This is a genomic window from Streptomyces sp. AM 2-1-1 (genome assembly GCF_029167645.1).
GTDB lineage: Bacteria > Actinomycetota > Actinomycetes > Streptomycetales > Streptomycetaceae > Streptomyces.
The window spans coordinates 7050403-7073568 of sequence record NZ_CP119147.1; the positions used below are offsets into that span (position 1 = coordinate 7050403).

Annotated in this window: 19 protein-coding genes and 2 pseudogenes; 6 read left to right on the top strand and 15 right to left on the bottom strand. The window is 72.4% G+C overall.

The features are described 5' to 3' along the window. Positions 1 to 350: 350 nt before the first annotated feature. Positions 351 to 461 (top strand): annotated as a pseudogene (locus PZB77_RS30365) (trehalose-phosphatase); the annotation flags it as partial. A 544-nt stretch (positions 462 to 1005) separates the two neighbouring features. Here PZB77_RS30365 and PZB77_RS30370 read toward each other — a convergent pair. Together PZB77_RS30370 and PZB77_RS30375 are read right to left on the bottom strand one after the other, a co-directional pair. Then, positions 1006 to 1233 (bottom strand): hypothetical protein, encoded by a 228-nt coding sequence (locus PZB77_RS30370; protein ID WP_275495825.1) that lies wholly within the window; start codon positions 1231 to 1233, stop codon positions 1006 to 1008. A gap of 1287 nt (positions 1234 to 2520) precedes the next feature. After that, on the bottom strand, positions 2521 to 3009 hold the full coding sequence (locus PZB77_RS30375; protein ID WP_275495826.1) for an AfsA-related hotdog domain-containing protein: 489 nt from the start codon (positions 3007 to 3009) through the stop codon (positions 2521 to 2523). A gap of 150 nt (positions 3010 to 3159) precedes the next feature. Between PZB77_RS30375 and PZB77_RS30380 the strand changes: the two genes are divergently transcribed. Further along, on the top strand, positions 3160 to 3816 hold the full coding sequence (locus tag PZB77_RS30380; RefSeq protein ID WP_275495827.1) for a ScbR family autoregulator-binding transcription factor: 657 nt from the start codon (positions 3160 to 3162) through the stop codon (positions 3814 to 3816). Positions 3817 to 4964: 1148 nt separating this feature from the next. Here the strand turns inward: PZB77_RS30380 and PZB77_RS30385 are convergent. Further along, positions 4965 to 6182 carry an MFS transporter gene (locus PZB77_RS30385; protein ID WP_275495828.1) on the bottom strand — a complete coding sequence of 406 codons (1218 nt, stop codon included), beginning with the start codon at positions 6180 to 6182 and terminating at the stop codon, positions 4965 to 4967. Between the two features lie 349 nt (positions 6183 to 6531). Between PZB77_RS30385 and PZB77_RS30390 the strand changes: the two genes are divergently transcribed. After that, entirely contained in the window at positions 6532 to 6675 is a 144-nt protein-coding gene (locus PZB77_RS30390; protein WP_275495829.1) for a hypothetical protein, read from the top strand. Positions 6676 to 6687: 12 nt separating this feature from the next. On the opposite strand, the gene PZB77_RS30395 is transcribed toward PZB77_RS30390, so the two are convergent. From PZB77_RS30395 to PZB77_RS30445, 11 genes and pseudogenes are all read right to left on the bottom strand, one after another. After that, positions 6688 to 7587, bottom strand: coding sequence for a fumarylacetoacetate (FAA) hydrolase (locus tag PZB77_RS30395; protein ID WP_275495830.1), 900 nt, complete (start codon positions 7585 to 7587; stop codon positions 6688 to 6690). 80 nt (positions 7588 to 7667) lie between these two features. After that, positions 7668 to 8969, bottom strand: coding sequence for a pyridoxal phosphate-dependent aminotransferase (locus PZB77_RS30400; RefSeq protein ID WP_275495831.1), 1302 nt, complete (start codon positions 8967 to 8969; stop codon positions 7668 to 7670). A 56-nt stretch (positions 8970 to 9025) separates the two neighbouring features. Then, positions 9026 to 10717: an AMP-binding protein gene (locus PZB77_RS30405; protein ID WP_275495832.1), complete on the bottom strand. Its 1692-nt coding sequence runs from the start codon at positions 10715 to 10717 to the stop codon at positions 9026 to 9028. Next, positions 10714 to 11394: a hypothetical protein gene (locus PZB77_RS30410; protein ID WP_275495833.1), complete on the bottom strand. Its 681-nt coding sequence runs from the start codon at positions 11392 to 11394 to the stop codon at positions 10714 to 10716. The genes PZB77_RS30405 and PZB77_RS30410 overlap by 4 nt, the downstream gene beginning before the upstream one ends. A gap of 473 nt (positions 11395 to 11867) precedes the next feature. Further along, a complete protein-coding gene (locus PZB77_RS30415) occupies positions 11868 to 12032 on the bottom strand; it encodes a hypothetical protein (protein ID WP_275496297.1) in 165 nt (54 codons plus the stop codon). Positions 12033 to 12154: 122 nt separating this feature from the next. Then, positions 12155 to 12430, bottom strand: a pseudogene (locus PZB77_RS31335) (gamma-glutamyl-gamma-aminobutyrate hydrolase family protein); the annotation flags it as partial. Positions 12431 to 12440: 10 nt separating this feature from the next. After that, complete coding sequence (locus PZB77_RS30425; RefSeq protein WP_275495834.1) at positions 12441 to 13238, bottom strand: acetylglutamate kinase; 798 nt, start codon at positions 13236 to 13238, stop codon at positions 12441 to 12443. Continuing rightward, entirely contained in the window at positions 13235 to 14293 is a 1059-nt protein-coding gene (gene argC / locus PZB77_RS30430; RefSeq protein WP_275495835.1) for an N-acetyl-gamma-glutamyl-phosphate reductase, read from the bottom strand. Before argC ends, PZB77_RS30425 begins: the two co-directional genes overlap by 4 nt. Beyond that, the gene (locus tag PZB77_RS30435; protein WP_275490478.1) at positions 14290 to 15141 is read right to left on the bottom strand and encodes a RimK family alpha-L-glutamate ligase; all 852 of its coding nucleotides are present in this window, start codon (positions 15139 to 15141) and stop codon (positions 14290 to 14292) included. Before PZB77_RS30435 ends, argC begins: the two co-directional genes overlap by 4 nt. Position 15142: 1 nt before the next feature. Next, entirely contained in the window at positions 15143 to 15328 is a 186-nt protein-coding gene (locus tag PZB77_RS30440) for a lysine biosynthesis protein LysW (protein WP_275490477.1), read from the bottom strand. A 79-nt stretch (positions 15329 to 15407) separates the two neighbouring features. After that, positions 15408 to 16562, bottom strand: coding sequence for an isopropylmalate synthase (locus tag PZB77_RS30445; RefSeq protein WP_275490476.1), 1155 nt, complete (start codon positions 16560 to 16562; stop codon positions 15408 to 15410). A 405-nt stretch (positions 16563 to 16967) separates the two neighbouring features. Between PZB77_RS30445 and PZB77_RS30450 the strand changes: the two genes are divergently transcribed. Both PZB77_RS30450 and PZB77_RS30455 read left to right on the top strand, forming a co-directional pair. Continuing rightward, a complete protein-coding gene (locus PZB77_RS30450; protein WP_275490475.1) occupies positions 16968 to 18152 on the top strand; it encodes an acyl-CoA dehydrogenase family protein in 1185 nt (394 codons plus the stop codon). Positions 18153 to 18180: 28 nt separating this feature from the next. Then, positions 18181 to 19404, top strand: coding sequence for an acyl-CoA dehydrogenase family protein (locus PZB77_RS30455; protein ID WP_275490474.1), 1224 nt, complete (start codon positions 18181 to 18183; stop codon positions 19402 to 19404). Between the two features lie 383 nt (positions 19405 to 19787). Here the strand turns inward: PZB77_RS30455 and PZB77_RS30460 are convergent, their stop codons facing one another. Then, positions 19788 to 21326, bottom strand: coding sequence for a hypothetical protein (locus tag PZB77_RS30460; RefSeq protein ID WP_275495836.1), 1539 nt, complete (start codon positions 21324 to 21326; stop codon positions 19788 to 19790). A 645-nt stretch (positions 21327 to 21971) separates the two neighbouring features. On the opposite strand from PZB77_RS30460, the gene PZB77_RS30465 reads away from it, so the two are divergent. Further along, positions 21972 to 22358: a hypothetical protein gene (locus tag PZB77_RS30465; protein ID WP_275495837.1), complete on the top strand. Its 387-nt coding sequence runs from the start codon at positions 21972 to 21974 to the stop codon at positions 22356 to 22358. Positions 22359 to 23166 lie beyond the last annotated feature (808 nt).

Genomic DNA, 23166 nt, shown 5'->3' on the forward strand with positions numbered 1-23166 from the left:
GGTCCACGGACGAAGAGCGTCCGCCCCCACGGCTGGCGGGCGTGGCCCACGCGGACGACGAGCGTCGCCCACGCTGATGGCGGGTGACCACCGGGGCTGGCCGTGCCGTGATCCTGGGCGGTCGGGGCGTGCCGTCGTGGCGGTCGATTTCGACGGCACCCACGGACGAGGGAGGGTTGTTCTCGCGGGCGAGAGCGCACGGCCCTCGCGGACGAGGAGCACGGCCCCCCCGGACGAGGAGGGTTGTCTTCGCGGACGAGGAGCGTCGCCGTCGCGGACGAGGTGCATGGCCCCCACGGCTGGCGGGCGTGGTCCACGCGGACGACGAGCGTCGCTCACGCTGATGGCGGGTGACCACAGGGGCGGGCCGTGCCGGCCGTGCCGTGATCCTGGGCGGTCGGGGCCGTGCCGGCGTGGCGGTCGACTTCGACGGCACCCTCGCCGACAGGGTGCCCGACCCGAGCAGCGGGCCCGGGCCCACGCCGACGCGCCGACGTTGCCCACACGCACGCAGAGCATGGCCCCCTGCGGACGGCGAGCCTCGCCCTGCGGACGGCGAGCGTCGCCCCGGGGGGCGAGGAGATCGCCCCGTGGATGCGGAGCGTCGCCCCCTGCGGGACGGGGATGTGTCCTGCGCGCGGGTGGAGGCGTGCGGGGAGGTGGGTAGCGTCGTGGTGGGCCCCGGGGGGGATGTGGAGGGCCCGGGGAACACCCCCTGATGTGTGCAGGGCATGACAAAGGAGGGCCGTGCGGGTCGTTCGTGGGTTCCGTGTCCCGCACGGCTCGCGTGAGAAAAGGATCCGCGACCTGTTGTGGCCCGTCGCGGGGGCGGGGGCGGGGGCGGGGCGGTGCGTGGGGGGAGGGCGGGGTGTTCGCCCCGTCCGTCTCCGTCATGCCGTCCCGGCCGTCATGCCGTCCCCGACCGTCATGCCGTCCCCGACCGTCATGCCGTCCCCGACCGTCATGCCGTCCCCGGCCGTCATGCTCTCCCTGGCCGTCATGCCGTCATGCTCTGCCGGTCGTCTTCGCCGTCCCGGCTGTTCCGGCCTCCTGGCCGTCCTGGCTGTGGCCGTCTTGGTTGTCGGGGCGGTTGCTGAAGTGGTGGAGGTGGTCCGATGCCCAGTCGCGGTAGGAGTGGGGGCGGTGTCCTGTCAGCCGTTCCAGGTCGTCGCCGGTGCGCCGTTTGTTTCCGGCAGCTTGGAGATCGGCCCGTTGGAGGAGTGCTGTGACCACGTGGGGGCGGGTGGCGCCGGGCGAGGGCCGCGGTCTCTTCCTGCCGGGTCCGTTCCCGGAACTCCACGGGTGTGCCGAGTCCCGTTCGCCCAGGATCGCGGTTTGCTGCCGGGCTGTCCAGGGTCTGCGGTCCGACCAGGGTCTAGGTCCTTGCCCCGGTGTTCGGCGCGGGTCAGTGCGCGTACCGCCACGGAGGCGACGTCGCGGGGATCGACGGGTGCTGTTGGGGGCGTCCACGTACAGGGCGCCGACCGTTTCCTTGGCGCTGATGCCCGGCCGCCCAGGCCAGTGTGGTGGACATGAAGGCGCGGGGCCTGAGCAAGTGTCCAGGAGAGCGGTGCGGCGCGGACTTCCTCCTCGATCTCCCCGCTGGCGGCGGGTGAGGGAGGTCGTCCACGGTAGGTCGTCGGCGACGGCCGCGGCGGAGAGTTTCACGACGTGCCCGACGCCTTCGGCGGCCGCGGCCCCCTGGTGGATGCGCGTCGTGGGGGGCGGTGGGGTGGTTCGTCACGAGGAACGCGGCGTGCACCCCGCGCAGGTGCCGCAGGGCGGGGGGTCGGCGTAGTCGGCCGTGACGGTCTCGGTCAGCCGAACGTCCGCGCCGACCCGGCCCAGCCAGGGTCCCGGGCCATCAGGCGTCCGGGCACGCGGTGCGCGGCCAGCTCGGCGGGCGACGAGCGCGCCGGTGACGCCGGTGGAGCCGGTGACGAGGATCACCGGACCGCTCCGCCTTCGGGGGCAGTCACCGAGGACCGGGAGAGCACTTCCTCCCCCTTCCTGGCGTCCGGTGACCACGACCGTGTTCCGGCGCTGTCCTGGCCGTGCCTCGATCCATATCGGCTCGCCGAACTCGGCGTAGCGGGCGAAGGAGTTGGTCTCCGCCAGCGGGGTGGAACGCCGCGGGGCCCATTAAGGTGTACGCCGCCTGTCTGGCCGCCTCGACGAGCACCATTCCCGGGATGTGGTCCTTGGGGCCCTGGTAGAGGGTGGTGTGGCCGGTATCAACGCGCAGCTGCCAGGGTCGCTCCGGGAGGGCGGGGGCCAGGAGCGTCCTGGGGGCGGAACCGTCCCACGGTGTGCGGGGGACCCCGGCGCCGGGGGAGCGTGCGCAGGGCCCCCGTCCGCCCGCCGCGCAGCCTCGCGTAGGTCCGCGGGCTCAGGATCCTGATGCTGCTGACGCCGACGCCGGCCGTTGCCGCCCTCCCTGCGGACCGTGACGCGGCTGTCCATCCCCACGCGCAGAGGCGGTCGCCCGCCACCGTCGTGTCCGTGAAGGACACCTCCAGCTCACCCTCGGCGGCTCCCCGCGGCCCGCAGGTGCGCGGGGTCGCAGGTGAAGTCCAGCGACCCCATCAGGAAGTGATGGTCCAGCTGCACGCCGTAGGCGCCGTGACCGATCAGTACCGTGCTCTGCCGCATGGACTTCACCAGCAGCAGAGGCGTCGTGCAGGCCGTCCGCCGGGCGAAGAAGCCGTGGTCCGCGGGCCATATCCCGCTCACGAGGAACCGGTTCTCCCGCTCTGCGTTCCCATCCCGTGGAGTACGACGTCCCGTGGTCTCGCCCGGTGGACGAGTTCTCCCAGTACGGCGGCTCTCGTCGTGCCCTCTACCAGGGCATACGTGTCCGACACGCTGCACGCTCCTCCGTCTGTGGCCGACTGCCCCACGCAGCCCGCGCCGACAAGATACGTACGCCGGAGTATGTTTTGCAATGGCCCCTGGAAAAGTAGCCAGCCTTCCTCCGGATCCTTCGATACACGTGCAGGTGGAAGGCATGTGGCACGGGCCTTTTCGGTCGAGTTTCCCCGTTACGGGCCCCCTCGGCCGGACGGTGCGGGGCCCGCGACGGCCTCTGACGACGGGCCGGCCGTTAAATTCATACGGTTCAGTCTTTAAAACGCATCGGCAGTACCCGCAGGGAGCACGGTGGCTAAACAGGATCGATCGGTACGTACACGGCGCCGGGTGCTGGAGGCGGCGGCGGAGGTCTTCGACCGGGAGGGCTACCGGGCGACGACCGTCAACGAGATCGCCGCGGCGGCCGGCATGACGAAGGGAGCGGTGTACTTCCACTTCAGCGGTAAAGAGGAACTCGCCCAGGTCATCCTCGACGAACAGCAGCGCGGCGCCGAGGAGGCACTCCTGCCGCAGGCCGTGAAACTGCAGGAGACAGCGGACTCGGGCCTGGTGCTCGCCGAACGGCTCCACACGGACGGCCTCGTGCGCGCCAGCGTCCGGCTCAGCCTGGACCAGCAAGCGGGCGAACTCGACCGCAGCAGCCCCTTCCGTACCTGGACGGAAGTCAACCTCGCCATCCTCCAGGAGGCCGGGCGGCGCGGGGAACTGCTCGCGCACGTCGACCTCGCCGCCACCGCCGAACTGTTCGTCGGCTCCTTCGCCGGCCTCCAGCACATGTCGCAGGTCCTGTCCGGATACGCGGACCTGCCACGGCGGATCTCCGTACTGCTGCGCACCGTGCTGCCCAGCATCGCCGTCCCCCGGTCCTGGGCAAGCTCGACCTGTGCGCCGAGCGCGGCGCCCACCTCATCGCCGAGGCCGAGGCCCGGGCCGCCGCCCCAGTAGCGCCCACCCCGGCCGGCGCACCGGCGGACACACCGGCGGACGCATACGAGGGGGACGCACCGGCCGCGGCCGGGAAGAGCCCGGCGCCCGGGGAGCGATGACGCGGCGACAGGTCCCCCGGCCGCGGGAGGCTCCGGCACCCGCCGGCCGCGTCCCGCGGCGTACCGGGAGGAATCTTTTCCCCGCGCGCCGGACGCCGGCCGCGCGGCGGCCGGGTCACCTCCGCACTCCGGGCCGCGCCTGTGCGCGGTGTCGTTCCTGCGGTCCGTGCCGCACCTGCGCGCGGTGCCGCCTCTGCGGTCCGGGCCGCGCCCGGCCCGGGCGGCCCGGACCGCGGTGTCCGGGCCCGCCGTGTCCACGTGCGGGACTCCGTGCCCCGCGCAGGGGCTGCGCGGGGCACGGAGTCCCGCCTCGCCCCACGGCCGGCCGGGGGGAGCTGCTTGGTGGGAATACGGACACCGCCCCCGGGCGGGCCAGCCCGGGGGCGGTGGCACGCCGGGGCCCGGCAGCGGGTCCGGTGCGGTGACTTCGAAGGCGCGCCCTCCACCCCGGCGCCCTCCACCCGGGCGCCCTCCACCCGGGCGTGGCCCCCATCCGGGCGGGCTCCCGCCCGGACGTGAGATCCCGGCACCGGACCAGGGGCAGCCCGTCACCCTGCTGTCCCCGGCGGATGCGCAGCTGCTGCGGCACCTGGCCGCGTTGCCGCAACGTCCCCACACATCCCGTACGCGCCGCGCCTTTTGGCCGTGCGCCACGCCTTGGCCGTGCGCCAGGCCCCTCGGCCGTGGCGACACGCCGCGGCCGGTGCCGCGCACCGGACGCCACGCATCGCGGCCGGGCCCCCTCCGGCCGGGAGGGGGGCCCCGGCACGAACCGGGGGTGGCCCGGCCCCGGCGGTTCCTGGCGGGTGCACGACGACGGCCACGGCGCCACGCCGCGTTGCCGGAGCATCCGCACACACCCGCATACGGACGCCTTTCCACCGTGCGCCGCACCGCGCGCCGCACCGCTTCAGACCGCCGCGCCGCGCTGTGCGCCGCGCCGCGCCGCGCTGTGCGCCGCGCCGCGCCGTGCGCCGCGCCGCTCCAGACCGGTGCGCCGCGCCGCGCCGCGCCGCGCACGGCGCGGCGCGGGCCGCGGGCCGGTCCTCAGGCCGCTTCGACCATGTCCGGCCGCTTCGCGGGGAACGCGTGCTTGCGGGCCAGGACCACCACGACCAGCACCGGCGCCATGAGTGCCAGGACACTCCAGGCGAAGGAGTCGGGGCCGATACCGCCCAGGAGGATGCCGCCCACCGCGCCGCCGCCGGCCATGAAGGAGTTCCACGTGGTGACCAGCAGCGCCTGCCCCCGGTCGCCTCCCGCGTCGGTGACGGCGGTCTGGAGCAGGGTCGTGACACCGCCCCAGCCCAGGCCCCAGAGCACCATCGCGCCGTAGACCACGACGATGTTGCCGGCCAGCAGGGCCAGGAGGACCGCCGCGGCCAGGAACAGGGCGCTGCTGACGATCGTCAGCTGGCGCAGCCTGCGGTCGACCAGCGCACCGGTGATCAGGATGCTCACCACCGAGGCGATACCGAAGACCAGCAGCACCACGTCACGGGAGTCGCCCATGTCGTTCTCGTCGAGGAAGGTGGCGATGTACGTGTACAGGATGTTGTGGGCGAGGACGTAGGCCGCGACCACGAACAGCACCGCCGAGACACCGGGCAGCGCCAGCGCCTTCAGGATCGGCTCACGGGCTTCGGGCCGCTTGCCGGGGGCGTCGGGGACGGAGACGAAGATCCACCCCAGCAGGGCCACGGAGACCAGGGTCACCAGGCCGAAGGTCAGGCGCCAGCCGAACAGGCCGCCCAGGAAGGTGCCCAGCGGGATGCCGAGCGACAGGGCGAGCGGGACACCGGCCATGGTGATGGCGATGGCCCGGCCCTGCAGATGGGGCGGGGCCAGCCGCCGCGCGTAGCCGACGAGTTCGGCCCACACGGCCGCCGCGGCGACGCCCGCGATCAACCGGAACACCATCGTCAGGGGGTAGCTGGACGAGAGTGCCGCGATCAGGCCGGCGACGGCGAAGGCCAGGACCGCCAGGAGCAGCAGCTTCTTGCGGGCCCAGGCCGCCGTGGTGACGGACAGCGGGATGGCCGAGAGGCCGGTGGCGATCGCGTAGATCGTGAGGGACTGGCCCATCGCGGACTCGCTGACCGAGAGGTCCCGGGCCATCTCGGGGAGCACCCCGGCGGGAAGGGCCTCCGTCAGGATCCCCATGAAGGCCGCCGTCGACAGGGCTACAGGAGCGGTGATAGCGGGAGCTTTGCGGCTCTCTGCCGGCGCGGACGTGCCGGGGAGCTCCGTTTGAGAAGCTGACATGACGGTATCCTCAAACCTCTGTCATCAGCAGAAATGCCAATTGCGCGGGAGAACGGGTGGATCCAGATGCGGATCGGTGAGCTCCGGATGGCACGGCAACGCCGCGCCGAATGCCGCTGTACTACGAGGAACAGGGACTTCTCGCGCCCTCACTGGCGTCGAACGGATATCAGGATCACGCCCCGGGGTGCGTGGACCGGACCCCGGTGATCAGGGACTGCTCGAACCTGGTCAGCCCACACGGGGTCACCCGGCGAGGTCCTGACCCGGCATCGACGACCTCAAGGCCATCCACATCTCCGGCGCCACGCCCGAGACGATCGCCACCCTGGAGCGCGAACGCAACAGCATGGCGCACCGCCTCCAGTGCTCGCTCCGCAGCCACGAGGCGATCGTCGGCTACCTGGAGGCGGTCCGCCGCGACCAGCAGCCCCGCACCCAGGTCCCCGCGATCCGCCACGGCAGGGCGGACGCGGTGATCGAGGCGGCCTGAGGCCGTCGCCGACTACCGGCGGGGCCTTGGGGCCGGGGCGATTGGTGACGTTGGGCAGCGACACCCTGGTGGCTGGTCACGGTCGATGACCATGCGGTCACCGTCCTCGATCCGGAAACCGTCGTGGTAGGTGGCCTTGTCCGCCCCCATGAACAGGTAGTTCACCAGGGCCCGGACGGCGGAGCGCATGCAGATGAACAGGTACTGCGTCATGTCGCCGAACTGCTGGAAGATGGAGTCCGCGCCGCAGGAGAACGCGCCTTCCCACGCCGTGGCCCCCCCGCGCTCGATGACGACCCGGCCGCTCACCGCCGCCGGGGGGTCCTCCAGGAAGAGCCAGGGGGCGATGGAGGTCTCGCACAGCTTGGCGTAGGGGGTCCACGCCCACGGCTTCTCCAGGTGGAGCCCGATGTCGTTGAGGTCGTTGCCGAACGTGTAGCCCGCGTAGTGCGGGATCCCCTCGTCGTCGTTGACGTAGACCAGCACGACTTCCGGCTCCTCCAGCAGCCAGAGCGGATCGGCCGGGGTGACGAGCGGCTCGTCCGGCATGCGCAGCCAGGACCCGAAGCCCTTGATGTAGTAGTTCGGCGCGGCGAACGCCTCGTCGGGTTCCGGGGCACGGTCGAACTTGGAGCGGTGGGTCCCCATGAAACCGTTGATCAGTGAGTTGTTCGTCGACGTGGGCAACAGGGGCGGCAGGAAACGCAGTTCACGGTCCCCCACCGCGACCGACAGCACCTCCCCGCCCGCCCTGAGGGCCTTGGCGACGTCCGCCGGGCCCGAACCGGCGACCAGGGCGTCCCGCAACTGCCCCTCCCGCACCGCGTACAGCTCGTGGAACGCGCCGTCCGCGGGCAGGCCCAGCCCCGCGTACCGCCGGCCTTTGTACTCGCACTCGAAGATGACGGACATGGCTGTCGCTGACCTCCACAGGTCGTTGGGATCCGGCGGGTGCGCCGGACGGTGTCCGAAAAACGCGCCGGGCGGCGTGTTCAGCGGGAGAGAGCGGCCGCGTCCGGTACGGGGCGGCCGGTGAGGTCGCCCAGGACCTCGGCGACGCGGTCGAGGCAGGCGCTCACCCACGGCAGGCGCAACGGGTCCGCGGCGCTCAGCGCGATGCCGCGCTCGGCGTCGCTCTCCCCGTACAGCCGGCCGGTGGCGGCCCGGATCCGCAGCGGGCGCTCCGCTTCACCGAACGCCGTGGCGGGCAGCACCCCCACCCCGTACCGGCGCGAGAGCAGCTCCGCCAGTTCCCCGCTGCCCCCCACCTTGTGGACACGGGCCAGATGCGGGCGCAGGGGTTCGAAGTCGGGGTAGAGGTAGCAGGTGGCCCGCACCGGGGTCAGGCGGGCGCCGGCGGCGGTGAACTGCCGGGCCACCGCCCGCACCACCACCTCGTGCAGCCGCAGGCTCGCGGCCACGCGGGCGACGACCTCGGGCGGCTCCTCGAAGGCGTAGGCCGCGGCGGCCTGCACCGGGGCCGCGGTGCTCGACCAGATCTGGCTGGCGACGCCGGCCAGCCGCGCGTGCAGCGTGCGCCCCAGGTCGCTGTCGGGCAGGCGGGCGACGCCCGTCCGCCACCCGCCCAGCGCCAGGTTCTTGGTGAGCCCGGTGGTCACCACCGTCCTCTCGGGTGCGAAGACCGCCGGGGAGAGCGCCCGGTCGGCGACATCGAAGACCAGGTCGCAGTAGATCTCGTCGGAGACGACGACCAGGTCCAGCTCCCGGGCGGCCTCGGCGAGCCGGCGCACGGTGGCCGCCCGGGCGATCGTGCCGCTCGGGTTGTCGGGCAGGGTGACCACCACGCACCGCGGATCCCGCCCCGCGGCCCGTGCCCGCCGCACCGCCCCGACCAGGGCGTCGGGATCGGGCACCCCGCCCTCACCGGGGCGCACGGCCACCGGCAGGGCACGCCCCCCCGCCAGCGCGGCCTGCGCCCCGTAACTCACCCAGCTCGGCACCGGCACCACCACGTCACCGCCGACCGCCAGCATCAGCGCGAACAGCAACGGCTTGCTCCCCGGCCCGCAGACCACCAGGCCCGGATCGGTCGGCAGACCGCGCCGGCCCCAGTACCCGGCCGCCGCCACCCGCAGCGCCCGGTCCCCGGTCACCGGACCGTAGGCGTTGCGGCCGGCCGCCGCGGCGAGCCGCTGCGCCAGGACCGGCAGGACCGGCAGCCCGATCTCACCGCCGGCCAGGGACACGACCCGCTCCCCGGCCGCCCGGCGCCGCGTCAGCTCCTCGTCGGCGGCGAGGGTGGCCGACATGGCCACCGGCGCGCGATCAGACATGCTCTCTCCTACGGGTCAAAAAAGAGGGGGGGGAGGGGGACTGCGGACCGGCCGCCCTACCGTGCGCCGCCGGCCTCCACCGGCTCCTGGCCGGCGTACCGCTCCCGCAGTTCGATCTTGCGGACCTTGCCGGTCAGCGTCTTGGGCAGCGCCGCGAGCACCTCCAGCCGGTCGGGGAGGAACCGCGCCTCCTGGCCGGCGGCCGCCAGATGGGCACGGACCTCCTCCAGGGAGGGCGGGTCGTCGCCCCGCGGCACGACCACCGCCAGGATCAGGTCGTCCAGCCGCCCCGCGGGGCCGACCACGGCCGCCTCGGTCACCTTGGGATGCCGGGCGATGATGGCCTCCAGCTCGGCCATCGGCACGACGATGCCGTCCCGCAGGATCGCGTCCTTCGCCCGGCCCAGCAGCCGGATCCCGCCGCGCCCGTCCTCACGGGCCACGTCACCGGTGTCGAACCAGCCCTCCGCGTTCATCTCCGCGTCGAACGCGTCGGCCCGCTTGTAGTAGCCGAGCGCCCGGGACGCCCCGCGCACCCGCAGCCGGCCCACCGGGGCACGCTTGCTGGGATCGTGGCAGGCATCGATCCGGATCGCCATGGAGTCGATCGGACGCCCGTGACTGTGCGCCGCCCAGTCCTGGTTGTAGTCCAGCCGGGTGATGGTCACCGGACCGAACTCCGACATCCCCCACACCGAGTAGGTCTGCGCCCCGAACGTCTCCCGCAACTCGTCCACCAGCTGCTGCAGGACGGGCGCGGCACCGGTGACGACATGCCGCAGCGAGGACACGTCCCGCGGCTCCGCGCGCTGGGACTCGGCGACCGCGGTGAGGGTGGGCGGCGGCCCGTACAGGAGCGTCGCCCCGTACCGCTCGATCAGGTCGGGCAGGAGACTGTTGTCCGTCAGGTCCTGGAAGACGACGGTGCCGCCCAGCATGACCCCGGCCAGGACACCCTGGCCGAAGCCCGAGTAGTGGATCAGGGGTGTCGTCAGCGCGGCGACGAGATCCTCGCGCAGCAGGAAAGTGTCCACGTAGCCGCGCACCGCCGAGTGGATGGTGTTCTGGCTGTGCAGCACCCCCTTGGAGTCGCCCGTGGTACCCGAGGTGAAGAGCACGACGAAGGGATCGTCGGGACCCAGCTCACGGCCGGCCGGATCCCGCCGGCCCACCCGCTCCCAGGGCTCGGCGACGAAGTGGTCGTGGAAGTCCACGGCCTGCTCGGGGGTGTGCCCCCCGACCACCACGACGTGCTCGAGGGCCAGTTCGCCCCGGAGCGCGATGAGCGTCTTCGCCAGGGGGTAGCCCTCCCACTCGTCGACCGTGACGCAGACCTTCGCCCCGGTCAGCGAGAGGCGGTGGCGCAGGTCGTTCTCCCGGCAGACCGGCGCGATGGGGCAGATCACCGCCCCCACCCGGATGCAGGCGAACATCAACGGCACGATCTCCCACCGGTTGGGCAGCTGGACCGCGACGAAGTCACCCCGCTCCACACCGAGTTCGAGCAGCGCACCCGCGAAACGCTCCGTCAAAACGGCGAGCTCGGAGTAGTCGAGGGTGTCGGTACGCGCCTCGTGCAGCCGCCGGCCCGCGACAGCCAGCTTGTGCGGCCGCTCCCGCGCCTGACGCCGCAGATCGTCCAGGAACGTCTCCTCGCGCCACCACCCGCGCCTGCGGTACTCCGCGGCGTTCTCGTCGGACGTCGCGACCGCCGGACCGGGGTACACCGCCCCCTGCTCCGCGCTCACCGCCGGTCCGCCCGTCGGGCCGCGAGCAGCTCCGGGAGCGGGTCGCCCGCCCGGCCCGCCGCGATCTCCAGCAGGTCCACCGTGTTCTGCCGCACCCGGTCCCCGACCCAGTCGAAGACCCACGCCTTGCGCGCGTCCGCCGCCAGCCCGAAGGGAACGACCCGGGTGACCGCCAGCGCCGCGGAGGCCGCCCCCCCGATGTTGGCGATGACACCGGGCACCAGGGTGACCCCGGCACCGGCCGCCTTCTCCTTGGCGGCGCCGCTCGACGCGAGGTTCGCACCCTCGACGACCACCCCGCAACGCAGCCGGTGGGTGTTCTCCGCGGTGAGCGCGTGCTTCTGCGCGGCGAGGACCAGGAGGTCGGCGTCGACGTCGAGCCAGGCGTCCGCCCCCGCCGACAGCGTCACCCCCTGCGGCAGACCCGAACGCTCGATACGCCCGAACTCGTCCGTCGCGGCGACCAGCGCCGCCACCGGGAGACGGTCCGCGCTGATGGTCCCCTCCACATCGGCGACACCCACCACGACGTGCCCGCGCGCCTCCAGGAACCGGGCGACGGCCCGGCCCACCGCGCCGAAGCCCTGGATCACGACCCGCGCCGGACCCTGGTGGCCACGCGCCTCCAGAGCGGTCACCGCCGCCACCCCGACACCGTGCCCGGTGGCATCGATCAACGGCTCGTAACAGGTAGGCCCGCCGATGGTTTTGTCCGGCGCTACCTGAAAAGAAGAGCGGGTTGGCACCTACCTCGGCGGGGAAGACGGCTCCGACGAGCTGGGGTGACCCGCATGTCGATACCGAGGTGGATGCCCAAATGAGGCAAGGTTTTCCGTTCGAATTAACGTGGAACGTCTCCTCACGGTCCGCCGCTTTTTTTGCCACGATGCCGGCCAAGGCACCACCGATGCGCAGCCCTGCCAGGTGAACTTGTCGGTCACGTGAGGGAAAAACTCACCGGCGGTCATCCGGTACCGCCCAAAGCTACCCCTTGACCAGCCAGGGACCACGACCCACCCCCGAGACTGCCGCCACAGGGGTGCAGACGGGTGAGGAACGCAGGGGCAACGGCAGTTCTTCCGAAACTCTGAGGAAAGGGGGGGGGGAAGGGGGTGGGCGGAAAAGGAGACCGGCTCGCGCGCAAAAGCGCTCACCGGTAGAGCTGGGCGAAGCCGCGCATGATCTCCAGGGGTTTTTTTTTTTTTTTTTTTTTTTTGGGGGGGCCGAGGATGTGGCCGTCCTCGGAGTTTTTTTTTTCACGTTGGCCAGCTCTGGAGCGGCCGATGGACCTGAAACCCGCTTTCGCCTCTCGCATTTCAGGGGGGGGGGGTGGAAGACAATCACCGTAAACTTGACGTAAAAAGAGAGTTTTTCCACCAAAAATACGTGCGCCTCGTACCCCCCGACCCGCTGCGGGCCCTCGACGAGGCTGCCGCCGGCCGCGACCGCCAGGATCTGCATCCCTCCGCAGATCCCCAGGACCGGGACGTCACTGCTCATGACCAAGTCGATCAGCGGCCGGTAGTAACCGCTGTCGTAGGCCCGCACCTTGGTGCCGCTCAGCGCGATCGCCTGGTACCGGCCGCCGAGACGGGCGGGCACCGACGCCGCGTCCACGGCGTCCGTGTCCGAACCCAGATCCTCGAACCGTTTGCGCAGCTGCTTCAGCGACAAGGTTCCGTTGTTGACCACGAGTACTCGGGATTTCGTCACGGGGAATCCTTTAGTTTCGCGTGATGACGGTGCCGGTACGGGCCGCCAGGAGGTCGGAGAGGGGCGCGCTGCCGATGACGACCCGCTCCGCCCCCCGCTCCAGCGCCTCCGTCCCTGCCCGGAGCTTCTTGCGCATGCCGCCCGTGGCACCCCTGTCCCGGAACTCGGCCGCGGCCGCGGCGGTGATCCGGTGCACCGGCCGGTCCTCGATCAGCAGGTGCGTGACATCGGTGACCAGCACGAGATCGGCCGCACCGACCGCCCCGGCCACCGCCGCGGCGGCCCGGTCGGCATCGGTGTTGACCTCCTGGCCGGCCGCGTTGCGCGCCAGCGGGGTGACGAGGCAGGCATGACCGGGCACCACGTTCTTCAGGTACGCCGCATCCACCCCGGTGATCGGCCCGACGAGGTTGTCGAGCTCGACGAGCTGCTTCTCCCGCCACCACCACCGCTCACCCTCCCCGGCGCTCACCAGCCCCTCGCTGCCCACCAACCGCTCCGCCGTGACACCGCGGCGCTCCAGCCGCCCCAGCACGTCCTCGGCGAGCTGCGCGCTGACGGCCCTGATGTCCGCGATGACCTCCGGCGTGGTCCACCGGCTCTGGTTGCCGTACCGGTCACGAAGGACCGCCGAGGACTGCGAGTAACGCGGGTGGAGCCTCTTGAGGGGCTTGGACCAGCCGTGCACCAGGACCAGCGGGCGTCGCCCGGCGTGCCGGGCGAGATCGTCCCACCACGTGCCGTCCAGGTCCTCCAGGCAGCTCCCGCCGAGCTTGACCACGAGGGGCGACACCGACTCCGCGCTCATGCCGGCAACAGGGGCTGCATCGTCAGCCCCGTCCTCTCCGGCAGCCCGTAGCGCAGGTTGAGCGCCTGCACCGCCTGGCCCGCCGCACCCTTGACCAGGTTGTCCAGCGCCGCCAGGACGACGATGCGACCACCGTCCGCATCGTGCAGGACCGTCACGTCGCAGTAGTTGGACCCCAGCGCCGCCTGGGGGTCGGGCATGGGGATCAGCGTCTCGTCGTTGCGGCGCACCCGCACGAAGGAACGGCCCCGGTAGAACCGGGCGTACGCCCGCTGCAGCTCCCGCAGGTCCACCTCCTCGTCGGTGAACACGTAGCAGCTGACGAGCAGCCCGCGCACGTGGGAGACCCCGTACGCCGACATGCTCAGCGAGTCGATCCCGCCCGGCCCCTGCCGGCCGAGGAACTCGGCGACCTCCGCGGCATGACGATGACCGGTCGGCGCGTACGGGGCGATGGCACCGTTGCGCAAGGGGTGCAGGTCGGCGGTCCGCAACTGCAGACCCCCGCCGCTGGAACCGCTCTTGCCGTCCACGACCACGGTCCTCAGGCGCAGACCCAGCCCCAGGGTCAGGGGCGCCAGCCCGAGCGTGATGGCCGTCGCGTAACAACCGGGTACGGAGATCAGCGCGGCACCCTCGAGCGCGTCGCCGACGAGCTCCGGCACCCCGTACACGAAGCGCGCGGCCAGTTCCTCCGACCGCTCGGCCTTCGGATACCACCGCTCGTGCAGCTCCCGGCCGCTGATCCGGAAAGCACCACTGAGGTCGATCACGCACGCCACACGATCGGCGAGCTCCGCGGCGAGCCGGGCGGACACCGGGGCGGGCGTGGCCAGGAACACCACGTCGCACCGCTCGGCCACCCGGTCCGCGTCCACCGGCTCGACCACCAGCCCGAGATCGAGGCGCAGCCCGGGATGGAGCTCCGCCGGGCGCCGGCCCGCACTGGAACTCCCGCCCAGGAAAGTCAGTTCGAGATCGGGGTGCTGGATGACCAGCCGGAGAAGTTCGCCTCCGGCCAGCCCCGAAGCCCCGACGATTCCCACACGTATCATCCCAGTGTCTCCCGCAGATGTCCGAGCACGGCCGACGAGATGTCCGTGCTCGTCGTGGACGCCACACCCCGCCATGCGGGGGCGTGGTTGACCTCGTTGACGACGGGGCCCGTCGCGGTCCTGAAGAGATCCACCCCGTAGATCCCGGCGCCCAGCCGGTCCACGACACCGTCGACGCTCTTGCGGACCTCGGGATCCTCGCTCAGGGACCGGCTCCGGTTGCCCAGCGCCGCGTTGCTGCGCCAGTCGGCACCCGCGCTCTCGAACTCGGCGGCCGCCACGATCTCCCGGCCGACGACCAGGCAGCGCACCGACCCGCCCCCCAGATACGGCTCGACCAGGCAGGCCTGCTCGAAGGCGTGCCCGAGATCCTCGACGTAGTCGTACACGGAGTGCGCCAGGTCACCGTCGCGCACCAGGGTGACGCGCTTGCCCATCCCCCCGTACACCGGCTTGAGCACCACGGGCGTGCCCAGTTCCCCCAGCGCCCGCTCGAAGTCCTTGCGCGACAGGGCCAGCCGGAAATCGGGCACGGGTATCCCGGCCGCGCGCAGCACGGCGCGCAGCACGAGCTTGTTCTCACAGGCGTGGATCGAGGCGGCCGAGTTGAGGACCCGCACCCCGTTCGCCTCGGCCATCGTCGCGATCAGCCCGCCGCGGGTGTAACTGCGGCTGCGGACCAAAAGCGCGTCGTACCCCTCCAGGGAGGAGACGGCGTGCGCCGCCCCCAGGCACAGGGACTCGTCGTTGACCCAGTCGATCCGCAGACCGAACCGCGGGGCCGCCTCGATCAGCCGGCGTTCCTCCCAGCCGATCCGGTCCGCGACGACGGCGATGCTGCCGGCCATGTCACTGGCCCCAGTCGCGGAGCTTGACCTCCACCATCTGCAGGGTCAGGACGCCGTCCTCGATGTCCTCGACCCGCAGGGTCAGCATGCACTCGGGGCACGACAGCGTCTCGCCCCGCACGAGCGGTGGAACGGTCAGACCGGTCTCGCACTCGGGGCAGGTGCCGGTCAGGGTTGCGGTGCTCATGGACGACTCCGGTTTCGAAAGAGGGAACGGAAAAAAAGGGGGGGAGGGGCCGGGGCCGGAAGGCCCGCGGAAGAGAAGGTCAGACGACGGCCTGGAAGTCCACGGCCGCCTTGCGGACCGCGTCCCGGTCCAGCAACGGGCCGCCGGCGTCCCTCTGGCGCTCGCTCAGCCAGTCGGTGAAAGCGCCCACGTCGGTCCCGACACCGGACCCTTCGAGCGCCCACGCGACCAGCGCCGTCGTCAGCCGGGTGCGGACCCGCAGCTCCCGCCGGTTCCCGACGACCTCCGCGGGCAACGTCTCGTACGCCTCGGGGAAACTCAGCTGGCCGGGAAGCTCGTACGCGAAAGCGTGCGGGGCGGTGGGACCCGACTGGAAGGCGTCGCCCAGACCCGCCCCCTTCAGCGCCAGCCGCGAGAGCTCCGTCAGGTGCGTCAGATCGAAACGGGTGTCACCGTGCATCACCCGCAACGACGTCAGGAGCTCCGCCAGCGGGGCGTTGCCACCGCGCTCACCGATCCCGCCGACGGTCGCCGAGACCCACTGGGCACCGGCCCGCACCGCGGCCAGGGAGTTGGCCACCGCCATACCCAGCATGTTGTGCGAGTGGATCTCGATCTCGGACCCGTCGATGGCCGTCAGGTCACCGATCACGGACTGCATCCGCCACGGCGACAGACACGCCACGGTCTCCGCCAGCCGGAACCGGTCGGCACCGGCCTCGAACCCCGACGTCACGTACGGAACCAGCCGCTCCCGGGGCGTGCGGGCACCGTCCTCGCCGCTGAACGTCACATGGAAGCCACGCTCCTTGGCCTGAACGATCGCCGAACGGGCCAGCGCCTGGAGGAACTTGAGACTGGGCGAGTCCAGCTTCAGCTGCGCGTGCTGTTCGGAGGTGGGAATGGAGTACATGATGTGCCGCACCCCGAGCCGCTCCGCCTCGTCCAGGGCCCGGGCCACCTGCCGCCGGTCCCGCACCACGACGAGCGTCATGCTGCGCTCCGGGCCGACGGCCTCATGGGTGGCCAGGACGAGATCGGCGTCCTTGGAGTCCGGACCGGACACCATGCCCACCTCGACCAGCTCGACACCGGTCCTCACCAGCCGTTCCGCGATGGCTGCGGCATCCTTGGGACCGAATTCGACCCCCGCCATGTGCGCTGAGTCCCGCAGGGTCGCGTCGGATATGCGGGGAAGCCCCGGCAGGCTGTCCTCTCCGGCATCGAAAGGCATGGCATTCCTTTCCCTCGGCGTATTCGAATTGAATTCCCGACCGGCTCGGCAAAGATCCGGGAAGGAGAAGGCCCGCAAGGTCCCCGGCACACACTTCGGAGCAACGGGACCGGTGCGGAGCGCTGAACCACATCCTGCTCCCCCCTGCGGCGACAGGCAACGACCTGAATGTCAGAACGATGTCAGGAACCGTCATGCCGCGTCACACCCGCTGACGTAGGACAATCCTCGCCCGCGTTGTGAAAGGACACCCGCCGCCCGAAAAGAATTCCTCGCTAGAGTGTGCGAAGCGAATGCACTTGACATGTTGTTCCCGCTATTTCTCGGCAACGCGGCGACGGACGAGGAAACAAGACCTCGAAAAAGCCCGGACCACGCGGCCGAGCGAAGAACAGGGGAGATCTGATGGCGCTCTTGCAATCCCCGGCCGGCCCCCGCACAGACGACGGCACCGCCGGGACCTCACTGCTCGCCGAGAGCCGGGAACTCGCCGGCCGGCTCGCATGGCCCACCACCGCGGCCCGCGACGACGAACGCCGGTGGGACACCGGCCTCTTCACCCGCCTCGCCGACACACAGCACGGCCGCGGCCTCACCGGACCCCTGGTCCCACGGGCCCTCGGCGGCCGCGGACTCTCCGCCGCCGACACCTGCGAACTCCTCGAAGGACTCGCCGAAGGCTCCCGCGACCCCGGACTCGCCCTCGCCCTCACCGTCCACGCCGTCCTGGTGACAGTGCCCCTGCGCGCCTTCGGCACCCCCGCCCAACGCGAGCACTACCTCCCCCCGATGGCCTCGGGACAGTGGTTCGGCGCACTCTCCCTCCACCAGACACAGGGCGCCTCCCTGACCCCCGCCGTCACCGCACGGCCCAGCACCTCCGACCACGACGGCTGGGTCCTCACCGGCGAACTCGACCTCGTCGCGGGCGCACCCCACGCCCACCACTTCCTCGTCGTCGCCGCCCACCAGGACGGCACCAGAACCGCATTCGTCCTCGACCGCACCACACCGGGCCTGCTGCTCCGCGACAGCGCCCCCACCGCCATGCGCACCTGCCCCTGGGGCCGCCTGGTCCTGGACGACTGCCCCGCCCCCGCCGACGCCGTCCTGGGCACCCCCGGCGAGGCCTCCGCCGAAGTCGAACCCCTCCTGGCGGCCCTCGACTGGGTCTTCGCCGCCGCCCCCTGGCTGGGCATCATGCGCGCACTGGCGCGCGACACCATCGGAGCCTCCCGCGACCGGACCCTCTTCGGCCGCCCCCTCGCCCACTCCCAGAGCACCAGATTCGCCTTGGCCGACCTCGCCACCCGCACCGAACTGGCCCAAGGCCTGCTGCGCCGCACCGCCGGCCTGTTCGACGCCGGCGGCCGCCCCACCCTCCCGCAAGCCGCAGCCGCACGGCTGTTCGTCGCCTCCTGCGCCCGCGCCGTCACCGAGGCGGCCGCCCGCATCACCGGCCCCCTCACCCCCACCGGCGACCGCCTGGCCGAACGCGCCTTCCGCGACGCCCTCTTCTTCTCGGAGACGGGCGGCGGCCCCGCCGTACTCCAACCCGTCATCGCCGCCCACCTGCTCGGAATCGGCTAGAAACCAGGAACGAGGAGTCGTCACCGCGATGAACACCGAACGCAACCCCTACCGCACCGCGCTGAACTTCCCCGGCATCACCGCCCGCGCCCCCCAAACCGATACCACCGGCCACATACCCCCCGAAAACTGGAGAGAGATCGTCGACAGCGGATACCTGCGGCTCTTCCACCCCCCGGAGCACGGCGGCACCGGCGCCGGCGCAGCCACCCAGATCGACGCGATGCACGCACTCGCCCGCGCCTGCTCCGGCACCTACTGGTCGGCGACCGTCTCCGCGCTGCTCTGCGGCAAACTCGTCTCCACCTACGGCGACCTGCGCCACCACGACAAACTGCTCCGCTCCCTGCTGTCGGGCGAGAAGACGGCCTGCTTCGCCATCGCGGAGCCGACGGCCGGCAGCGACGCCGGCACGTACCGCACCACCGTGCGCCCCGACGGCGGGCCCTCGGGCGGCTTCGTCATCCGGGGGGAGAAATCCCGCATCACCAACGCGCCCACCGCCGACGTGGCCGTGGCACTCGCCCGCAGGGAGCGACAGAACGGCGACACCGGCCCGGAATGGTGCCTGGCCTTCGTCGATCTGCACCAGCCCGGCGTCCACCGCTACGAAACAGCACACATGGGACTGCGGGGCATGCCCTGGGGCGGCCTCGTCCTCTCCGACGTACCCGTCGCCCGGGAAGACGTCGTACCCGTCCCGTTCGGCGAACTCGCCAAGGGAATGACCTGGGGATGGCTCCTCGTCTCGGTCGCCGCCCTCGCCACCGCCGAATCCGCACTGACCGCCTCGGTCCGGCACGCCCACGAACGCGTCTCGTTCGGCCGCCCCCTGGCACACATGGAAGGCGTCCAGGCCCAACTGGCCGAGTCCCGCGCACAGATCGACGCCGGCTGGGTACTCGCCCGCCGCGCCGCCGACGAGCGCGCGGCGGGCAGATCCGCCCAGCACCTGATCGGCATGCTGAAGGTGTACGCCACGGAAATGGCCGTCCAGGTCACCGGACGCGCCGTACAGATCCACGGCGCCTTCGGAGTGACCTCCGGCCACGAGGTCGAACGCCACTACAGAGACGCCCAGATGAACGTCATCGGCGCCTTCGCCTCCAACCGCCTGCGCGAACAGATCACCGAAGGGCTGGGCCTGGGACCCGCGGTCCACGACACCTTCGACTGGCTGACCCCGGCCGGCCTGCGACAGCACCCCGCCGGACTCGACGGCTTCTCCCGGCCGCCGGCGGCAACCGTCTGACACCCCCCCCGAGCCGCGAACGCACCCCGGCGCGCACAGACACCGGGGTGTCCCAGGTCCCGGAACAGGACCAGACCAGGCACAGGGGTGTCCCGGGTCCCGGAACAGGACCCGGGACACCCCGCCCGTCACCGCGGACACACCACGCACGACACCGGCCCCACGGAGAGGAGACCCGGGCCCACGTGACAGCCCGGTGATCGACAGCGTCAACGGGGCGGCGGACCCCCTCACCGGAACCACCGCGCCCGCCCGACGGCAGTCACGGGCCGGCGCCTCGGGAGAAGGCCGCGGACGGATCGCCGCGGAGTCTCCCGCCCCGGCGGCGCCGCACTCCGGCGCGCCGGGGTAGCCGGGCAGCGACGGGGCTGCCCCGCCTGCGATCACCAAGCGGGCGAAGCCTCCCGGCGTCCCACCGCGGTCGGTGGGGCGGCGGCTCCGCCGAGGCAGCGGTCCAGAAGTGCGTGCATACGGGGTACGGGGAGGGACGGGTTGGCCGCGGCGCCTTCCGCGGTGCGGGGGGCGGTGAGGAGGATCTCCAGGGTTTCCGGTGTCAGGCTCGGGTTGGCGGCGGCGGCCCGGCGCACCCCCTCGTCGGCGTCGTCCACCGGTGGTCCGGGCAGGGTGGGATCGGCTGCTGCCAGGGCGCGTACCTCCGGATCCGGGTGGCCGATGAGGTGGGTCCGGCCGGTGCGCGGGAAGCCGGGCAGCGTCAGCAGGTCCCCACGGTGGTCCGGGCGGGTGACGAAGACGTCCAGGAGGAGGTGTGGCGGAGCCAACGGGTGGTTGCGGGCCAGCCGGATCCGGACCTCCTCGTCGTCGTCCTGCGCGAGTCTCCCGACGAGTCCTGCGGGCAGGCCGGACCAGCTCGCCGCAACCCGACGCAGCACCGTTTCCCCGGACACCGCGCAGGCGGCGAACCAGCCGGGCGACGGCACGGTGGCCGGCTCGGGGTCCGGCTCGGTGATCGGGCAGACGCACGCAGGACCGTGCCCGACGACCCGGCCGATCACGTCGTACTCGGCCCACGTGCGGGGAAAGGGGTGGAGGCGCGCGCGCGTCCGCACACCCTCGTCCGGGTCCGCACTCAGCTCCGCCACCAGGTCCGCTCCCAGGTCCGGCCGGGCGGCGACCATCTCGCGGACCTTCGCCTCGCAATGCCGGGCGAGCCGGGCGACGGCGTCGGCCGGAGTGTGGGGATTCCGGGCCAGGGGGTGCACCGTGCCGTCCGCGAAGCACTGCTCGACGAGCGTCGGCGACAGAACGCACCTGCCGAGCACGAACGGCCTGCTGCTCGGACGGATCAACGCCAGCCCGGCCTCCACCCGTTCCGGGTCCAGCTCCCAGTTCCTGTCCCGCGCCGCTTCACGGACCGCGGGGTCCGGATCGTCGAGCAGGCCCGCCCGCTGCGCCAGGGTCAGCGACTCCCACCGCCCAGTGGCCCGTATCCGCAGTGCGGGGTCCTCGTGGCCGGCCAGGGAGCGGAAGAAGGACAGCGGGATCTGCCGGGACGAGTCGAGTTCCCCGATGATCTCTTCCGCGGTGACCTTGCCGTCCTCGCCCCCCTCCCGGGCAGTCAGGAGGGTGAGGAGGATGTCGTCCGGCAGCGGCCGTACCCGGCTCGGCCAGGGGTACAGGCGGGGGTGGGCGAGCCGCGCGCGGACGAGTCCCGACGGGTCCCTCGCCAAGGGAGCGAGCCGCGAAGGATCCACGTGCTGGTTGCGGGCGAGCGCGCCGCGGATCCGCCACTCGGGGTGACGCAGGGCTGCGTCGATGACGGCGTCGGGCAGATCACGGTCCCCGCACATCAGCCGGCCGAGATCACCGGCCGCTGGATCCATCAGGCGTATCAGTACGTCGGAGGTCGCCGCCGGATTGAAGGCGACGCCGCGCAGCCAGAGTTCCCGCAGAAGGTCGGACACCGCGTCATCCTGCCACCCCCGCGCGCTCCCGGACCGGGCCACGTGGCGCCCACGCCGCTCGCCTGCAGCCCCCTCCGAAGGCTCCGAATCCAGGCGGCGCAGCACGCTGGTGCTGCGCCGCCTGGACCGCATCATCGTCGTCCGCTCCGGCTCCTTTCGGCGCCCGGAGTGCTTCTCTCGCCGTCGGGCGCGCGAATCGTCGGCCCCGACCCGCGGGAGCGGCTCTGCTCCGACGTGACGCACCTGCGGGTGACCGAAGCACGAACACCTCCTCCGTCCCGCCGGCGGAGTCCGTCCCGTCGCACTGCCCGCCGCCGAGCCCCGCGTCCGGAGCTCGGCGCCGGCCAATTCGCCGCCGCCACGTTCGCCCCGCCGAGCCCTTCCCCCGCTCACTGACCGCAGGACTGCTGAGTGCCGCCCTCCCGCCGCGCGCCCCGCGACGCCACGTCGCTCCGGGGCCGTCACCGGATGCCGGGGCGTACGGGCGGGCCTGCCCCGCACATACCTCGGCGCGCACGGGTTCACCGACGTCATCGCGGGGCGGACCTGGGCAGCGCCCGTGGCCGACCAGGCTCCCGCCTCGGATACCGTGCTCCTGGACGGGGTGCACAACGGATGTGCCGCCCCCCACGGAGGTAGTCGCGTATGAGTTCCAAGCGCAGCAAGAATCCAGCCCTGCCCATACTTGCCGACGCGTTCCGGCTCGAGTCGGTCAAGGACACGGAGGAGTCAAGGCGTGAGGTGGCCGCACGGCTGGCCACCACCGAACTGCGCCGCGTTTCCCACCCGGGCCGGGCCACCTGGGGGCCCACCGACGAGGCGGAGCCCGTTCCGGTTCCGCCGACGGTGGTCGACGGTGACGGGGACCTGTGGCTGCGGGACCGGGGCATGGGCACCTGGACCATGCCGGAATTCGACCCGAAGGAATTCCCGGCCCGCTGTGGCGAGGTCCTGACGTGGAGCCAGCTCGCCTGCGAGTACGGCCCGCTGACCGCACTGGCCGACGATCGCCGCGTCGGCGGTCGCCGCTGACCGCGCAGCCCGCCGGGCCGACCGCGCCCCCCAAGGGTTTCTGACGGCCGGCCGGGAGCTCCGGCTCACCGCCGACCCCGACGCCGGCCCAGACCAGGAACGGCGTCGGCGGCGGTCGCCGCTCCTGCTGACTCAGCGATCTCGTCCACGGTCGGCGGACAGCGCGAAGAGTCGCCCCCGACTGCGAATGTCGGGCTTCGTGGCGGGGCCGGGGCGGCCCGTGGTCGGCTCATCCCGGCTCATCCCGTAAGTACGGTGGGACTTCACCGCGCCTCTCGGTGCCCCGCTCGGCGAGCCCCGTTCACCCTTCTTCGATCCGGCCGCCCGGCTCCGGCCGCGCCGGGCCGGTCCTCGGAGAACGGGCCAGGCCGCCTGCCGACCGCCGGACCTGGGCTTCCGCCCGCACCGGCAGCCCGGGTTCGCGCCTGCCGGCCCTCTCCTCCTCATCGGTCCACCCTCTCCTCCTCGTCGGGGCGCGAGCTCTGCCGCACGTCTCGCTGCCGAGCCCGCGCCGCTGGTCTCCATCGTCATCCTCACCGTGATCACCGGCGCGGCGGCGAACGGGCCCCCCTTCGCGCACGCCCGCACGCCCCGTCGCGGGGCGGCGACGTCCCTTTTGGGCCACGCGCGTGCGGATGTGCCGGTTCGGAACCGGTGCGGGAGGCCGGAGTGCCATGCTGGGGGCGTCGAGGGGGCCAACGTCGTTGGCCGCCAGGGATGTTCGCTCCGCGGCGGGTACGTCCCGGCGGCGGGGGCCCGGGGGCGGCGAACATCCGGCGCCCAGGGACCGCCGCCTCCCGGCACCCCG

Bases quoted from the DNA above. Each gene is read 5' to 3' on its own strand.
- PZB77_RS30375 (WP_275495826.1), bottom strand. From the start codon at position 3,009: ATGCCTTCCACCTGCACGTGTATCGAAGGATCCGGAGGAAGGCTGGCT.
- PZB77_RS30385 (WP_275495828.1), bottom strand. From the start codon at position 6,182: ATGTCAGCTTCTCAAACGGAGCTCCCCGGCACGTCCGCGCCGGCAGAG.
- PZB77_RS30390 (WP_275495829.1), top strand. From the start codon at position 6,532: ATGGCGCACCGCCTCCAGTGCTCGCTCCGCAGCCACGAGGCGATCGTC.
- PZB77_RS30395 (WP_275495830.1), bottom strand. From the start codon at position 7,587: ATGTCCGTCATCTTCGAGTGCGAGTACAAAGGCCGGCGGTACGCGGGG.
- PZB77_RS30400 (WP_275495831.1), bottom strand. From the start codon at position 8,969: ATGTCTGATCGCGCGCCGGTGGCCATGTCGGCCACCCTCGCCGCCGAC.
- PZB77_RS30415 (WP_275496297.1), bottom strand. From the start codon at position 12,032: ATGCGAGAGGCGAAAGCGGGTTTCAGGTCCATCGGCCGCTCCAGAGCT.
- PZB77_RS30425 (WP_275495834.1), bottom strand. From the start codon at position 13,238: ATGAGCGCGGAGTCGGTGTCGCCCCTCGTGGTCAAGCTCGGCGGGAGC.
- argC (WP_275495835.1), bottom strand. From the start codon at position 14,293: ATGATACGTGTGGGAATCGTCGGGGCTTCGGGGCTGGCCGGAGGCGAA.
- PZB77_RS30435 (WP_275490478.1), bottom strand. From the start codon at position 15,141: ATGGCCGGCAGCATCGCCGTCGTCGCGGACCGGATCGGCTGGGAGGAA.
- PZB77_RS30440 (WP_275490477.1), bottom strand. From the start codon at position 15,328: ATGAGCACCGCAACCCTGACCGGCACCTGCCCCGAGTGCGAGACCGGT.
- PZB77_RS30445 (WP_275490476.1), bottom strand. From the start codon at position 16,562: ATGCCTTTCGATGCCGGAGAGGACAGCCTGCCGGGGCTTCCCCGCATA.
- PZB77_RS30450 (WP_275490475.1), top strand. From the start codon at position 16,968: ATGGCGCTCTTGCAATCCCCGGCCGGCCCCCGCACAGACGACGGCACC.
- PZB77_RS30455 (WP_275490474.1), top strand. From the start codon at position 18,181: ATGAACACCGAACGCAACCCCTACCGCACCGCGCTGAACTTCCCCGGC.
- PZB77_RS30465 (WP_275495837.1), top strand. From the start codon at position 21,972: ATGAGTTCCAAGCGCAGCAAGAATCCAGCCCTGCCCATACTTGCCGAC.